16 protein-coding genes are annotated in these 14,938 nt (G+C 57.5%); 6 read left to right on the forward strand and 10 right to left on the reverse strand.

Annotated features, from left to right (window positions below; translation table 11 throughout):
• Nucleotides 1-118 precede the first annotated feature (118 nt).
• Nucleotides 119-1,315, forward strand: coding sequence for a sugar transporter (locus BFG58_RS03325; RefSeq protein WP_063621608.1), 1,197 nt, complete (start codon nucleotides 119-121; stop codon nucleotides 1,313-1,315).
• A gap of 92 nt (nucleotides 1,316-1,407) precedes the next feature.
• Here BFG58_RS03325 and BFG58_RS03330 read toward each other — a convergent pair whose 3' ends face one another.
• The gene (locus BFG58_RS03330; protein WP_069719240.1) at nucleotides 1,408-2,073 is read right to left on the reverse strand and encodes a MarC family NAAT transporter; all 666 of its coding nucleotides are present in this window, start codon (nucleotides 2,071-2,073) and stop codon (nucleotides 1,408-1,410) included.
• A gap of 255 nt (nucleotides 2,074-2,328) precedes the next feature.
• Between BFG58_RS03330 and marR the strand changes: the two genes are divergently transcribed.
• The 3 genes from marR to marB are packed head-to-tail and all read left to right on the forward strand — an operon-like array spanning nucleotide 2,329 to nucleotide 3,418.
• On the forward strand, nucleotides 2,329-2,763 hold the full coding sequence (gene marR / locus BFG58_RS03335; RefSeq protein ID WP_008502236.1) for a multiple antibiotic resistance transcriptional regulator MarR: 435 nt from the start codon (nucleotides 2,329-2,331) through the stop codon (nucleotides 2,761-2,763).
• Nucleotides 2,764-2,785: 22 nt separating this feature from the next.
• On the forward strand, nucleotides 2,786-3,166 hold the full coding sequence (gene marA / locus BFG58_RS03340) for an MDR efflux pump AcrAB transcriptional activator MarA (protein ID WP_008502237.1): 381 nt from the start codon (nucleotides 2,786-2,788) through the stop codon (nucleotides 3,164-3,166).
• Nucleotides 3,167-3,199: 33 nt separating this feature from the next.
• On the forward strand, nucleotides 3,200-3,418 hold the full coding sequence (gene marB, locus BFG58_RS03345) for a multiple antibiotic resistance protein MarB (protein WP_008502238.1): 219 nt from the start codon (nucleotides 3,200-3,202) through the stop codon (nucleotides 3,416-3,418).
• A 32-nt stretch (nucleotides 3,419-3,450) separates the two neighbouring features.
• On the opposite strand, the gene eamA is transcribed toward marB, so the two are convergent.
• Nucleotides 3,451-4,356 carry an O-acetylserine/cysteine exporter gene (gene eamA / locus BFG58_RS03350; RefSeq protein WP_069719241.1) on the reverse strand — a complete coding sequence of 302 codons (906 nt, stop codon included), beginning with the start codon at nucleotides 4,354-4,356 and terminating at the stop codon, nucleotides 3,451-3,453.
• Between the two features lie 194 nt (nucleotides 4,357-4,550).
• Between eamA and ydeE the strand changes: the two genes are divergently transcribed.
• Nucleotides 4,551-5,768 carry an efflux MFS transporter YdeE gene (ydeE, locus tag BFG58_RS03355; RefSeq protein ID WP_045910532.1) on the forward strand — a complete coding sequence of 406 codons (1,218 nt, stop codon included), beginning with the start codon at nucleotides 4,551-4,553 and terminating at the stop codon, nucleotides 5,766-5,768.
• A 46-nt stretch (nucleotides 5,769-5,814) separates the two neighbouring features.
• Here the strand turns inward: ydeE and zinT are convergent, their stop codons facing one another.
• The 8 genes from zinT to BFG58_RS03395 form a co-directional block, all read right to left on the reverse strand.
• Nucleotides 5,815-6,456 carry a metal-binding protein ZinT gene (gene zinT, locus BFG58_RS03360; RefSeq protein WP_069719242.1) on the reverse strand — a complete coding sequence of 214 codons (642 nt, stop codon included), beginning with the start codon at nucleotides 6,454-6,456 and terminating at the stop codon, nucleotides 5,815-5,817.
• 52 nt (nucleotides 6,457-6,508) lie between these two features.
• Nucleotides 6,509-7,207, reverse strand: a complete 699-nt coding sequence (gene urtE / locus BFG58_RS03365) for an urea ABC transporter ATP-binding subunit UrtE (RefSeq protein WP_048030494.1) — start codon at nucleotides 7,205-7,207, stop codon at nucleotides 6,509-6,511.
• 9 nt (nucleotides 7,208-7,216) lie between these two features.
• Complete coding sequence (gene urtD / locus BFG58_RS03370) at nucleotides 7,217-8,014, reverse strand: urea ABC transporter ATP-binding protein UrtD (RefSeq protein WP_069719243.1); 798 nt, start codon at nucleotides 8,012-8,014, stop codon at nucleotides 7,217-7,219.
• On the reverse strand, nucleotides 8,014-9,087 hold the full coding sequence (urtC, locus tag BFG58_RS03375) for an urea ABC transporter permease subunit UrtC (RefSeq protein ID WP_069719244.1): 1,074 nt from the start codon (nucleotides 9,085-9,087) through the stop codon (nucleotides 8,014-8,016). The genes urtD and urtC overlap by 1 nt, the downstream gene beginning before the upstream one ends.
• The gene (urtB, locus tag BFG58_RS03380) at nucleotides 9,087-10,661 is read right to left on the reverse strand and encodes an urea ABC transporter permease subunit UrtB (RefSeq protein ID WP_069719245.1); all 1,575 of its coding nucleotides are present in this window, start codon (nucleotides 10,659-10,661) and stop codon (nucleotides 9,087-9,089) included. The genes urtC and urtB overlap by 1 nt, the downstream gene beginning before the upstream one ends.
• 24 nt (nucleotides 10,662-10,685) lie before the next feature.
• Complete coding sequence (gene urtA, locus BFG58_RS03385) at nucleotides 10,686-11,957, reverse strand: urea ABC transporter substrate-binding protein (RefSeq protein ID WP_023618714.1); 1,272 nt, start codon at nucleotides 11,955-11,957, stop codon at nucleotides 10,686-10,688.
• A gap of 202 nt (nucleotides 11,958-12,159) precedes the next feature.
• The gene (locus BFG58_RS03390; RefSeq protein WP_069719246.1) at nucleotides 12,160-13,263 is read right to left on the reverse strand and encodes a cobalamin-independent methionine synthase II family protein; all 1,104 of its coding nucleotides are present in this window, start codon (nucleotides 13,261-13,263) and stop codon (nucleotides 12,160-12,162) included.
• A 156-nt stretch (nucleotides 13,264-13,419) separates the two neighbouring features.
• Nucleotides 13,420-13,833: a rhodanese-like domain-containing protein gene (locus BFG58_RS03395; protein ID WP_008502248.1), complete on the reverse strand. Its 414-nt coding sequence runs from the start codon at nucleotides 13,831-13,833 to the stop codon at nucleotides 13,420-13,422.
• Nucleotides 13,834-13,906: 73 nt separating this feature from the next.
• On the opposite strand from BFG58_RS03395, the gene ftrA reads away from it, so the two are divergent.
• Nucleotides 13,907-14,914: a transcriptional regulator FtrA gene (gene ftrA, locus BFG58_RS03400; protein ID WP_045910525.1), complete on the forward strand. Its 1,008-nt coding sequence runs from the start codon at nucleotides 13,907-13,909 to the stop codon at nucleotides 14,912-14,914.
• Nucleotides 14,915-14,938 lie beyond the last annotated feature (24 nt).

Consider the following 14,938-nt stretch of genomic DNA (forward strand, 5'->3'; position numbering starts at 1 on the left):
GGCTACCGCTTTCATAAGGTAAATATTGAGATCTGCGTCACATAATGGTTGAGTTTTCGCCGTTCGACGTTTTAAGATCGTCTCCTCTTCTTTTCAGCAACGAATCTCAGACATCCCTATGACAACGAACACAGTTTCCCGCAGGGTCGCGTGGCTACGCGTGGTCACGCTGGCAGTTGCCGCGTTTATTTTTAATACCACAGAATTTGTGCCGGTTGGGCTGTTGTCGGACATCGCTGACAGTTTCCAGATGGAAACGGCGCAGGTGGGCATTATGTTGACCATCTACGCCTGGGTGGTGGCACTGATGTCTTTGCCGTTTATGCTGCTGACCAGCCAGATGGAGCGGCGCAGGCTGCTGATCGGTCTGTTTGTCTTGTTCATTGCGAGCCATGTGCTGTCGTTTATGGCGTGGAATTTTACGGTGCTGGTCATGAGCCGTATCGGCATCGCCTTTGCCCATGCGGTGTTCTGGTCGATTACCGCGTCGCTGGCGATTCGCCTGGCGCCGGCGGGTAAACGCGCGCAGGCGCTGAGCCTGATTGCTACCGGTACCGCACTGGCGATGGTGCTGGGTCTGCCGATTGGCCGCATCGTGGGGCAATACTTCGGCTGGCGCACGACCTTCTTCGCCATTGGGATGGGCGCGCTGGTGACGCTGGTATGCCTGATTAAACTGCTGCCCGCGCTGCCAAGCGAACATTCCGGCTCGCTGAAAAGCCTGCCGCTGCTGATGCGTCGCCCTGCGCTGCTGAGCATCTACCTGCTGACCGCCATCGTCGTGACGGCACACTACACGGCGTACAGCTACATTGAACCGTTTGTGCAGGTGGTGGCGGGCTTTAGCGCCAACTTTGCCACCGTCTTACTGCTGATCCTCGGCGGCGCGGGCATTATTGGCAGCGTACTGTTTGGCAAGCTGGGTAACCGGCACGCCTCCCTGCTGGTGAGCAGCGCCATCGGCCTGCTGCTGGGCTGTCTGCTGTTGCTGATGCCCGCCGCGGGCAGTGAAAGCCATCTGGCGATCCTCAGCCTGTTCTGGGGCGTGGCGATCATGATTATTGGCCTGGGTATGCAGGTGAAAGTGCTGGCCCTGGCGCCGGATGCGACGGACGTCGCCATGTCGCTGTTCTCGGGGATTTTCAATCTGGGCATTGGCGCGGGGGCGCTGGTGGGAAATCAGGTCATACTGCACGTGTCGATGTCGGCCATTGGCTATCTGGGGGCTATTCCGGCCCTGGTGGCGCTGATCTGGTCGGTACTCATCTTCCGTAAGTGGCCGGTGGCGCTGGAGGAACAGGGGCAGCACGGGTGAGGGTTGTTGGTGCCGGGTGGCGGCTTCGCCTACCCGGCCTACGTTATTACGATTTGTAGGCCGGGTAAGCGCAGCGCCCCCCGGCAATGAACTTAATGATAGGTCTTAATAATCTCCAGCACGCCGTTAATAATAAACTGCACGCCCATACAGACCAGTAAGAAGCCCATCAGACGGGAAATTGCCTCGATACCGCCCTTACCTACCCAGCGCATAATGGCGCCGGAGCTGCGCAGCGACACCCACACGATAAGACCGATAATCGCAAAAATCAGCGGTGGCGCAACCGTCAGTACCCAGTCCGGGAAAGTTGCGCTGTCACGCACCGTTGACGCGGAGCTTATGATCATCGCGATAGTCCCCGGCCCCGCCGTGCTCGGCATGGCAATCGGCACAAAGGCGATATTCGCACTCGGTTCGGTTTCCAGCTCTTCCGATTTGCTGGTCGCTTCCGGCGACTCATGCGCTTTTTGCGCCGGGAACAACATGCGGAAACCAATAAAGGCCACAATCAGCCCCCCGGCGATACGCAGACCAGGGATGGAAATCCCGAAGGTATTCATCACCACCTGTCCGGCGTAATAAGCCACCATCATGATGGCAAACACATACACCGAGGCCATCATCGACTGATGGTTGCGCTCGGCGCTGTTCATGTTCCCTGCCAGCCCGAGGAAAAGCGCCACCGTCGTTAACGGGTTAGCCAACGGCAGCAAGACCACCAGCCCGAGGCTGACTGCTTTAATTAAATCCAACATAGTGCGTTGTCGTCCTTATCCATATTTAACACAGCAATTATAGGGGGAAAGTGTGGCATTCAGCCATGGGGGCAACGTAACGATTATTTTCCTTCAGAAAAGATAACTGTCAGTTATCTCTATGATTTGAAAGACCTCAAAAAAAGTTCATGAAACGTTTTAGCAATTCGTGGCATCGGCTGATTCATTCAGTTGACTTATACTTGCCTGAGCAATAATATCTGCCGTGACTAACTACTTGCCAGGGCAACCATTGTGAAAAGCACCAGTGATATCTTTAACGACGTTGTTCCGCTGGGTCGTCTTATTCATATGGTCAATCAGAAAAAAGATCGCCTGCTCAATGACTACCTGTCACCGCTGGATATCACCGCAACACAGTTCAAAGTGCTGTGTTCCATTCGCTGCGAAGTGTGTATCACGCCGGTTGAGCTGAAAAAGGTGCTCTCTGTCGATCTGGGTGCGTTAACCCGCATGCTCGATCGTCTCGTCTGCAAAGGATGGATAGAACGAAGCCCTAACCCGAATGACAAACGCGGCGTACTGGTGAAGCTAACCAGCGATGGCGCGGCCATGTGCGAGCAATGTCATCAATTAGTAGGACAAACACTGCATCAGGAACTAACAAAAAACTTAACGGCAGATGAAGTGGCAACCCTTGAGCTTCTGCTGAAGAAAATCCTGCCGTAAACAGAAAAAAAGAGGTATGACGATGTCCAGACGCAATACTGACGCTATCACCATTCATAGCATTTTGGACTGGATCGAGGATAACCTGGAATCGCCGCTCTCCCTTGAAAAAGTGTCAGAGCGTTCGGGTTACTCCAAATGGCACCTGCAACGGATGTTCAAAAAAGAGACCGGTCATTCATTAGGTCAATATATTCGCAGCCGCAAGCTGACGGAAATTGCCCAGAAACTGAAAGAAAGCAATGAGCCGATCCTTTATCTGGCGGAGCGTTACGGATTTGAATCGCAGCAAACCCTGACGCGTACGTTCAAGAACTATTTTGACGTGCCGCCTCATAAGTACCGAATCACCAGCGTGCCGGGCGAATCCCGATACCTGTATCCGTTAAAACACTGTAGTTAATCATCGCCTGTAACAGACGTAACCGAGGAAATCATGAAAGTTATCGCCTCCGCCGCCCTCGCCTTGCTGGTGCTGTTCTCCAGCCAGACCTTCGCGGAGCAAACCCCTCGTGCAACGCAGCAAAATAATCCTGATACGATGATTTTGCCGTCAGCACATGACCAGTCGCCTTATGATTTCAACCACATGGGTGCTGGTAGCGACAAATCCGACGAATTAGGCGTGCCTTATTATAATCAGCACGGCTTCTGATTCGTTTTTGCCCCGCAGATGCGGGGCTTTTTTTATGCCTTTTCGCTTACCCGCGTCGTCCGACGAACCCGCAGACCAAACACATTAATGTACAGCCCGGCCATGATCAGCACGGCGCCCAACAGCTGCAGCGCGCTTAGCGTTTCATCCAGCAATATCGCCGCACTGGCAAGCCCTACCACCGGTACCAGCAGAGATAACGGCGCGACGCGCCAGGTCTCATACCGCCCCAGCAGCGATCCCCAGATCCCGTAGCCCACAATGGTGGCGACAAAGGCCAGATAGACGAGAGACAGGATCGTGGTCATATCGATGTCGACCAGGCTGTTCAGCATCACCGCCGGACCGTCCAGAATACTCGACGCCAGCAGAAACGGAATAACCGGGATCAGTGCGCTCCACACCACCAGCGACATCACCGCCGGGCGCGCCTCGTGCTGCATAATCAGCTTGTTGAAGATATTCCCGCAGGCCCAGCTCAGCCCTGCCGCCAGCGTCAACATAAACCCGAGCAGCGCCACATGCTGACCATTCAGGCTGGCCTCGATCAGCACCAGCACGCCGAACACCGCCAGGGTGATCCCCGCCAGCTGTTTGCCCTGCAGACGCTCGCCAAACACGAACGCCCCGAGAATAATGGTAAAGAACGCCTGCGCCTGTAACACCAGCGAGGCAAGACCCGCCGGCATACCGAAATTGATGGCGCAAAAGAGAAACGCGAACTGGCCAAAGCTAATGGTCAGACCGTAGCCCAGCAGCAGTTTAAAGGGGATCTTTGGACGCGCCACAAAAAAGATGGCCGGGAAAGCGACCAGCATAAAGCGTAAACCGGCCAGCATCAGCGGCGGCATGTTATGCAGCCCCAGCTTAATGACCACAAAGTTGAGCCCCCATACTACGACCACCAGCAATGCCAGCAGCCCGTCTTTCCGCGTCATATCCCGCCCCTGAATTATTAATAATTTGTTAACACTTCAAGGTAACAGAAAAAAGTACGTCACGAGAAGATCATTATTTCTGGCAGGCAGCTGAAGCACTTAGGGATAAATCAGGTGCTATACAAGCCCCTTATGTCATGGTAATCCTGTTAACACACATCTAATAAAAGCATAAGCAACTGTCGGGCAGGAATATGAAACCATCTCTCAGGCGCTCAACCGCAGCGCTGCTGGCATCGTCATTGTTGTTAACCATCGGTAGAGGGGCAACGCTGCCGTTCATGACCATCTATCTCACGCGCGTCTACAGCATGAGCGTCGAGAATATTGGTTATGCCCTGACCGTGGCGCTGACCATTGGCGTGGTATTCAGCCTGGGATTTGGCATTCTGGCCGATAAGTTTGATAAAAAACGCTACATGCTGATCGCGATTGTGGCGTTTATCGCCGGCTTTGTGGCGATCCCGCTGGTCAATAACGTTACGCTGGTGGTGCTGTTCTTTGCGCTGATTAACTGCGCCTACTCCGTCTTTTCGACGGTGCTGAAAGCCTGGTTCTCCGACGTACTGACGTCCAGCCAGAAGGCGCGGGTCTTCTCGCTGAACTACAGCTTCCTGAACATTGGCTGGACGGTCGGCCCGCCGATTGGCACCCTGCTGGTGATGTACAGCCTGCAGCTGCCGTTCTGGCTGGCAGCCTTCTGTGCCGCCCTGCCGCTGGGCTTTATCCATTTCTTTGTGCAAAAAAGCGTGGCGTTAGATACCGCAGAGGAGAAGACGCCCTGGCAGCCGTCGGTCTTGCTGAAAGACCGCGCACTGTTCTGGTACACGCTCTCTGGCCTGCTGGCGTCCTACGTGGGTGGATCGTTCGCGAGCTGTATTTCGCAATACGTTCTGGCCGCACATGCGGACAGTGATTTCGCCGAAAAGGTGGTGGCCGTGGTGCTCCCGGTCAACGCTGCCGTGGTGGTGACGCTGCAATATGCGCTGGGCCGCAAAATCTCAGCCAGCAATATCCGCCCGCTGATGACCCTTGCCACCCTGTTTTTTATCGTGGGACTGGGCGGCTTTATGCTCTCCGGGGAAAACCTGGTTTACTGGGGCATCGCTGCCGCCATTTTCACGCTGGGTGAGATTATCTATGCGCCGGGTGAATACATGCTGATCGACAACATTGCGCCACCGGGAATGAAGGCGAGCTATTTCTCCGCGCAGGCGCTGGGCTGGCTCGGCGCGGCGGCAAACCCGATGATCACCGGTATCATCCTGACCAACCTGCCGCACTGGTCCTTGTTTGTGATCATGATGGTCGCCATCGCCATGGCCTGGCTGATGATTTTGCGCGGGATGAGCGTGAAAAGTGAAGATAGCGTGTCGGGTGGCGCTGCGCTTACCCGACCTACAAAACCCTAATCGTAGGCCGGGTAAGGCGAAGCCGCCCCCCGGCAAAAGCAAAAAACTAGTGGTGCAACATCTCCTCCACCACCTGCTCTTTATACATCTCGTTCGGGTAATAGGTCGGCCAGTTGTCCATCTCTTTCAGCAGCGCCTCCTGAGAGGTGTTGCCCATGAAGATATGGAAGTGAGACGAGGCCTTCGGTCCGATGGTATGGTCGCTGAACTGCACGAACTTCGGCGCCTTGCTAGCGACGTCCTTACACTCAAACAGATAGCGAACGCCTTTCTTACCTGACGCGTAGGTCAGAATTTTGTAGCCGCTGTAATCATACTGACACCGGCTGACCGCTTTGCCCTGATGGAATTCCATCACGTTATTTTCGATGCCGATGGCATCCACGTCCGTCGCATATCCCGTGCGGTAGTAGGCTTTCACCTCATCAAAGGATTTGCTTTTATCCTTCTGCGCTTTCTGCTTAAAGACCGGATCCAGCGAACCATCGAGCAGGAACGGATAGACCGACTGCCAGGTCCCGTCCCAGTCAGACAGCGCTCTGTCCTTCACGTCTTTATCCTCAAACACGCCGTTCGCCGCCTTCTGTTCCGCTTCGGTCATCTGATGGCCGTGCGAGTGAGCAAACAGCTGGCCGCTGACCAGCAGCGCCCCCAGAGTCATGGCAAATTTTCCAATATGTGCAGCCAAAGTAACGCCCTCATTCCGTTTTATAAGAATGAGGATGTTATATTATAACATTTCAGATCGCAACCAGGCCGCGCACGCCCTCCTGCTCCATGTTTTCGCCCCGCCCGCGCTGAATAATAGTGCCGCGGGACATCAGCAGATAGCTGTCGGCAAGCTCGGCGGCAAAGTCGTAAAACTGCTCCACCAGCAGGATCGCCATGTCACCTCTGTTTGCCAGGGTGCGGATCACGTGGCCGATCTCTTTAATAACGGAAGGCTGTATGCCTTCGGTCGGTTCATCCAGAATCAGCAGCTGCGGACGGCTCGCCAGCGCGCGCCCAATCGCCAGCTGCTGCTGTTGCCCGCCGGAGAGATCGCCCCCGCGACGATGCTTCATCTCTTTGAGCACCGGGAACAGCTGCCAGATCTCCTCCGGCACCTGCTTCGCCTCGCGGGCGGAAAATCGCGACAGTCCCATCTGGAGGTTCTCCTCCACGGTCAGGCGCGGGAAAATCTCCCGTCCCTGCGGGACATACGCCACACCAGACTGCACCCGTTGGTGCGGTTTACTGTGGGTGATCGTTTTTCCCTGCCAGATGACCTCCCCGGTTTTCGCCGGTATCAGCCCCATCAGACACTTTAGCAGCGTGGTTTTCCCCACGCCGTTGCGACCCAGCAGACAGGTGACTTCGCCGGTGATGGCCTCAAAGCTCACGCCGCGCAGGATATGGCTGCCGCCGTAATACTGATTCAGTTCGTTGACCTGTAACATTCCCTCTCCTTAACGTCCCAGATAGACCTCAATCACCTGCTCGTTGGCCTGCACCTCGCGAAGCGACCCTTCCGCCAGCACCCGCCCCTGATGCAGCACGGTCACATGGTCGGCGATGGTTTCAACAAAGCCCATATCGTGCTCCACCACCATCAGGGAGTGTTTGCCTGCCAGCGTTTTGAACAGCTCTGCGGTGTATTCCGTTTCTGCGTCGGTCATTCCAGCGGCGGGTTCATCCAGCAGCAGCAGATGCGGGTCCTGCACCAGCAGCATGCCGATCTCCAGGAACTGTTTCTGCCCGTGGGAAAGCAGCCCGGCCCGTCGGTCGCGCTCCGCGCTAAGGCGCAGCAAAACCAGCATCTCGTCGATCCGGTCACGCTGCTCGCCGTTGAGTTTTGCTCGCAGGCTCGCCCAGACGGATTTATCGGTTTTCATCGCGATCTCCAGGTTTTCCCACACCGTCAGCGCCTCAAAGACCGTGGGTTTCTGAAATTTACGCCCGATGCCCTGGCGGGCAATGGCCGCAGGCTCCAGCTCGGTCAGGTCGATGGACTGGTCGTAAATCGCCCTGCCGCTCTTTGGCCGCGTTTTGCCGGTGATGACGTCCATCAGCGTGGTTTTACCGGCCCCGTTGGGACCGATCACGCAGCGCAGCTCACCCACGCCGATATTCAGCGAGAGATCGGTCAGGGCCTGAAAGCCATCAAAATTGACGTTAATCGCCTCAAGCTGCAGGACCGGGTCGGTCTGCTCGCGGTAACGATCGCCGGGTAGCTGGCGGGTGAATAACCCTTCGGCTGGCTGCATTATTTTTCTCCCTTACGAAACAGTCCGTAGACGCCGCGCGGTAAAAACAGCGTAACGGCGATAAAAATCAGCCCCAGAAACAGCTGCCAGTATTCCGGCATCGCAACGGTGAAGAAACTTTTCGCCCCGTTCACCAGCGCCGCGCCAATCACCGGCCCCACCAGCGTGCCGCGCCCACCCAGCGCCACCCAGATGGCGGCCTCTATCGAGTTTGTCGGCGACATTTCGCCCGGGTTGATAATGCCCACCTGCGGCACATAGAGCGCCCCCGCCAGACCGCACAGTACGGCAGAGAGCGTCCACACCAGCAGCTTGAACCCGCGCGGATCGTAGCCGCAAAACGTCAGCCGGTTTTCGGCGTCGCGAACGGCGGTCAGAATGCGGCCAAACTTGCTCCTCGCCAGCGCAAACCCTGTGCCCAGAGCCAGGAGCAGCAACAGCACGGTGGCCAGAAACAGCGCGATACGGGTCGTCGTTTCCGTTACTGAAAACCCGAGCAGCGTGGTGAAGCCGGTAAAGCCGTTATTGCCGCCAAAGCCGGTTTCGTTGCGAAAGAACAGCAGCATCCCGGCATAGGTCAGCGCCTGGGTCATAATCGAGAAATAGACCCCTTTGATCTTCGAGCGGAAGGCAAACCAGCCAAATACCAGCGCCAGCAGCCCCGGCACCAGCACAATCAGCACCAGCGCCCAGGCAAAATGCTGGGTGCCCCACCAGAACCAAGGCAGCTCGCTCCAGGAGAGAAACGACATAAACGCAGGCAGACCGTCACCTGCAGCCTGGCGCATCAGGTACATGCCCATCGCGTAGCCGCCCAGCGCGAAGAAGATCCCGTGCCCAAGCGACAGCATACCGGCATAGCCCCACACCAGATCCAGCGCCACCGCAACGATGGCATAGCAGAGGATCTTGCCAATCAGCGTCAGCATCCAGGTCGACAGCGCCAGCGGATGCGTCGCAGGCAGTAAGGCGAAAAACGGCAATATCAGCAGACACACCACCAGCAGGCTGCCTGCAATTTGCGTTGTGCGTGGCGCTTTGCGCGCCAGCGTTAAGGTCAGCGGCTGGCTCATCAGTCAATCACCCTCCCTTTCAGCGCAAACAGTCCCTGGGGGCGTTTCTGGATAAACAGCACGATCGCCACCAGAATCACGATCTTGCCCAGCACCGCCCCCATCTGCGGTTCAAGAATTTTATTGAAAATGCCCAGACCAAACGCCGCGGCCACGCTGCCTGCCAGCTGGCCTACGCCTCCGAGCACCACCACAAGGAAGGAGTCGATGATATAGCCCTGACCCAGCTCCGGCCCGACGTTACCCAGCTGCGATAGCGCCACGCCGCCTAACCCCGCAATCCCGGAGCCAAGCCCGAACGCCAGCATATCGACGCGCCCTGTCGGTACCCCGCAGCAGGCGGCCATGCTGCGGTTTTGCGTCACCGCCCGCACGTTGAGCCCCAGACGGGTTTTATTCAGAATGAGCCAGGTGAAGAACAGCACCAGCAGCACGAAGCCCAGCACCACAATGCGGTTCCACGGCAGCGTCAGGTTGGCAAAAACCTGCACCCCGCCGGAGAGCCATGCCGGGTTCGCCACCTCGAGGTTCTGGGCGCCAAAGGTCATGCGCACCAGCTGGATAAGCATCAGGCTGATGCCCCACGTCGCCAGCAGCGTTTCCAGCGGACGACCGTACAGATGACGGATCACCGTGCGCTCCAGCACCATTCCAATGCCCGCCGTCAGGCAGAACGCGACCGGCAAGGCGATAACGGGATAGAGCGCCAGCCACTGGGGCGCAAGCCCGGCCATCGCCTGCTGTACCATCCAGGTGGCATATGCCCCCAGCATCAGCATCTCGCCGTGGGCCATGTTAATCACGCCCAGCAGGCCGTAGGTGATAGCCAGCCCCAGCGCGGCCAGCAGCAGTACCGATCCGAGGGACAGCCCCATAAACGCCTGGCCCAGTAGATCGCCCCACATCAGTCGGTGCTGGATCTGGCTAAGACTCTCTTCTGCGGCCGCGCGAACGCCGCTATCCGGCTCCGTCTGTGGCTGGGTAAACGGGGTGAGTCTGGACTGTACGTCCGGATCGTCGGACTGGCCTAACAACGCCACGGCCTTGCGGCGCACCTCGGCCTGTGGGCTTGCCAGCTGGAGATTCGCGACCGCCAGCAGCAGTGCCTGACGCGCCACGGCATCCGTTTCATCGCTCACTCGCTTTTCCAGAAAAGTGAGCATGTCGGGCCGGGCATCGCGCTGCAGCTGACGCGCCGCCGCTCGCCTTTCGGTGACACTGTCACTCACCAGCTGATGCGTGGCGATGGCGGTCGCGGCCAGCACGCGCAGCCGGTTCGTCAGACGAACGGCTTTGGTTGGGCCCTCTGCCGTCTGACTTTCCCCCAGCGGGATGACGTTACCATTGCGTTGTGCAAAGGCGTGCTTTTGCGTATCGACGTAGAGATTTTCTTTCTGCAGCGCCTCAAGGAGCGGCAGTCTTGACGCATCCGGCGCGGCGGCCCACTGGGTCAACAAATCCGCCTGCTGGCTGCGGCTGGCGGCAACAAAACGATCGGCATCCGATGCCTGCACCATCCCTGGCAGCAGTCCGGAAAGCCATACAAGAGCGATGAACAGGCGCATGGCGTTCATGACGTTTCTCCCTGCGGTGATGGCTTAGTTGCTGGCGGTTTTCATCGGCTGGTCGGGCTTTTTGTCATTCCCGGCGATGAACGGACTCCACGGCTGGGCGCGTACCGGCTGTTCGGTCTGCCACACCACGTTAAACTGACCGTTGCCTTCGATTTCACCGATCATGACCGGCTTATGCAGATGATGGTTGGTGGCATCCATGGTGAGCGTAAAGCCTGACGGCGCTTTAAAGGACTGACCGGCCATCGCCGCACGCACTTTGTCCACATCGGTAGTGCCTGCTTTTTCCACCGCCTGCGCCCACATATGAATCCCCACGTAAGTCGCTTCCATCGGGTCGTTGGTCACCACAGTGTCGGCGTTCGGCAGCTTGTGCGCCTTTGCATAGGCTTTGTAATCCGCCACGAACGCCTGGTTAGTCGGATTATCGACGGACTCAAAGTAGTTCCACGCCGCCAGGTTACCCACCAGCGGTTTGGTGTCAATCCCGCGCAGCTCTTCTTCACCGACGGAGAAGGCCACCACCGGCACGTCGGTCGCTTTCAGCCCCTGGTTAGCCAGTTCTTTGTAGAACGGTACGTTGGAGTCGCCGTTGATGGTCGACACCACGGCGGTTTTGCCGCCCGCAGAGAATTTTTTGATGTTGGCGACGATGGTCTGGTAGTCGCTATGACCAAACGGGGTATACACCTCTTCGATGTCCTTATCCTCCACCCCTTTCGAATGCAGGAACGCGCGCAGGATCTTGTTGGTGGTGCGCGGATAGACGTAATCGGTTCCCAGCAGGAAGAAGCGTTTCGCCGCGCCGCCGTCTTCGCTCATCAGGTATTCCACCGCCGGGATCGCCTGCTGGTTCGGCGCCGCGCCGGTATAGAAGACGTTTGGCGACATTTCCTCACCCTCATACTGCACCGGATAGAAAAGCAGGCCGTTCAGTTCCTCAAAGACTGGCAGTACGGATTTGCGCGAAACCGAGGTCCAGCAGCCGAATACCACCGCCACTTTATCCTGGCTCAGCAGCTGACGGGCCTTCTCGGCAAACAGCGGCCAGTTTGAGGCCGGGTCCACCACCACCGGCTCCAGTTTCTTGCCCAGCACGCCGCCTTTGGCGTTGATCTCGTCGATGGTCATCAGGGCGACATCTTTCAGCGGGGTCTCGGAGATAGCCATCGTGCCGGAAAGAGAATGCATGATCCCCACTTTGATGGTATCGGCCGCCTGCGCGCCAAAACTCATCCCCATCGCCACGACGGACGCTGACAACGCGAAGGCTTTTAGTAAAGTACGACGGTGCATATTTTCACTCCTGAAAAAGAACGCTGTGCGAAAACGTCCGTTACGGCGTGGACGCGGAAAAAATGTGTCAGCGAAGCAGGAGCAAAAAGAATGCCAGAATGGAGATAGCGCTATTTCTGGGAGGGGAACGCCGGATGTAAAGAGAACGTCTCACAATGGCACAGCGCTGCACTTTTATAATGCAGCGCTGAGGAGGAAGGTTTTACCAGACTTCGCTGGCGATCTGCGTGACCAGACGGACTTTGTCCCACTGCTGGGTTTCGCTCAGGCTATTGCCCTCTTCGGTAGAGGCAAAGCCGCACTGCGGGCTAAGGCAAATTTGCTCTTTCGCCACGTATTTCGCCGCCTCTTCCAGACGGGCTTTAATCCCCTCCGGGTTCTCCAGCTCGCCGTTTTTCGTGGTAATAAGACCCAGCACCACCTGCTGCTTGCCCGGGCGGACAAAGCGCAATGGCGCAAAATCCCCGCTGCGGTCGTTATCATATTCGAGGAAGAAGGCGTCAACGTTAACGGTTCCGAACAGCACTTCCGCTACCGGCTCATAGCCGCCTTCGGAAATCCAGGTGGATCGGAAATTGCCGCGACAGACGTGCAGCCCGATGGTCAGATCGTCCGGCTTGCCCTCCAGCGCCTTGTTCAGCACGCGGGCATAGATGCGCGCCAGCTCATCGGCGTCGTCGCCGCGCTCGCGGATCTGACGGCGCTGATCGTCCGAACAGAGATAGGCCCAGACGGTGTCATCCAGCTGCAGATAACGGCAGCCCGCATCGTAGAAGGCCCGAATGGCGTCGCGCCAGGTGGTCGCCAGGTCATCAAAATAGACGTTCAGGTCCGGGTAGACGGTCGCGTCAATGTCTTTGCGACCGCCGCGGAAATGGAGCACGCTCGGGCTGGGAATGGTCATTTTCGGCTGGGCGTTCCCGCTGATGCTTTTCAGATAGCGAAAGTCTTCCAGCATTGGATGCTCGCCAAAGCCCAGCTTGCCGGTGACGCGCACGCCGTGGGCTTTGGTTTGCACGCCGTTAAACTGGATGCCCTGCTGCGAATCGTAACGCTCAACGCCCTGTAGACCATCGAAGAAGTCGAAGTGCCACCAGGCACGACGAAATTCTCCGTCGGTCACCACATGCAGGCCGCACGCACACTGCTGCTCGACGACGTGGCGAATGGCCTCATCCTCTACCGCGCGAAGCTGCCCGGCATCAATCTCACCGCTGGCAAATTTCAGGCGAGCCTGCTTAATGGCATCCGGGCGTAAAAAACTGCCGACTACATCGGCGCGGAACGGGGCGTGGTGTCGTTGCATGGAAATCTCCTCAGCCTGCCGGCAATAATTGCCCGCAGTGATAATTCATCATTTGAAGTTTTAGACTTCTGGATGTCTAAATGTCCAAAAACAATGTCATACCTCACCGATGCCGGCAAACGAGAAAATTTCACGGGTGTTGAAAAAAATTCATCTTCACAGCGCGGCCACGGACGCCTCGCTGGCAAACGCGTAGCGTTCATCTTCCCAGCCGGTGATCCCACCGAGCATGATTTTGACCGGCAGCCCGAGACGCGCCAGCTTCAGCGCGGCTCTGTCCGCGCCGTTACAGTGCGGCCCTGCGCAGTAGACGACGAACAGCGTTCCTTCAGGCCATTGGGCCATGCGCTCAGCGGTCATCTGGCTCCACGGCATATGCAGAGCGCCCGGCACATGGCGACGGGCAAACTGCTCCGGGCTTCCCACAACGTGCAGTAAAACAAAGTCCTGCTCATTATGCGTGATGGCATGATGCACATCGGCGCAGTCGGTTTCGACGCTCAGGCGGCGCAGGAAATGGGTAACGGCTTCCTGCGGCTCGGCAGCCGGAAATTCAGTAACATAGCTCATGATCCTTCCTCATTTTTGGGGTTTGTGTTAACACTACTCTATCCACAAATTCAGCCCGTGAATGCGCTCGCTTATGCCAGAAAACAGCAAAAAGATGACAACGTTAAGACAGATTGCCCGCCCTAAGGTGGTGGTGCTGGCGTATGACGGTCTGTGTACCTTTGAGTTTGGGGTGGCGGTGGAAATCTTCGGCCTGCCGCGCCCCGAGTTGGGCGACGACTGGTATCGTTTTGCCGTGGCAAGCGTTGACAGCGGTGAGCTTCGGGCGACAGGCGGGATCCGTATCATTACCGATGGCGATCTCTCCCTGCTTGAGTCTGCCGATCTGATCGTGGTGCCGGGCTGGCGTGGGCTGGACTCGCCGGTGCCGGACGCGCTCTGCAACGCATTACGTCAGGCCAGCGCGCGAGGCTGTCAGCTGCTCTCCATCTGCTCGGGCGTATTTGTGCTGGCCGCCTCGGGGCTGCTGAACGGACGTAAAGCCACGACGCACTGGCGCTACATTGAGACGCTAAAAACCCGCTTTCCTGACATCGACGTGGTCGAGGATGTGCTCTACCAGGATGAAGGCGATATACTGACTTCCGCAGGCAGCGCGGCGGGGATCGATCTCTGCCTTCACGTTGTACGAAGAGATTATGGGATGGAAACCGCCAACAGTGTGGCGCGTCGGCTGGTCATTCCCCCTCACCGGGATGGCTCTCAGCCGCAACAGCTGAGTCGCCCGGTGGCGCAGCTGCGCGAAAGCCAGCGCCTTGGTCAGCTGTTTGATTTTCTGCACACGCATCTTACCGAGCCGCACAGCGTCGACTCGCTGGCGCGCCGCGTCGGTATGAGTCAGCGCACGTTTCTTCGTCGCTTCGAAGCGGCAACGGGAACGACGCCTGCCCGCTGGTTACTCAATGAGCGCCTGCTGCGGGCGAAAGATTATCTGGAAAGCAGCCGTTTAAGCATCGACAGCATCGCGGAACAGACCGGGTTTGGTCAGGCATCGACGCTGCGTCATCATTTCCGCCAGCAGTTCGCGATTTCCCCGGCCCAGTACCGTAAACAATTTTCTCATTCCGGTACTGCCCGCTGAGGCGTTAGTTTTATGGTTAATACG

The organism is Enterobacter sp. ku-bf2 (assembly GCF_001742765.1).
Classification (GTDB): domain Bacteria; phylum Pseudomonadota; class Gammaproteobacteria; order Enterobacterales; family Enterobacteriaceae; genus Enterobacter; species Enterobacter quasiroggenkampii.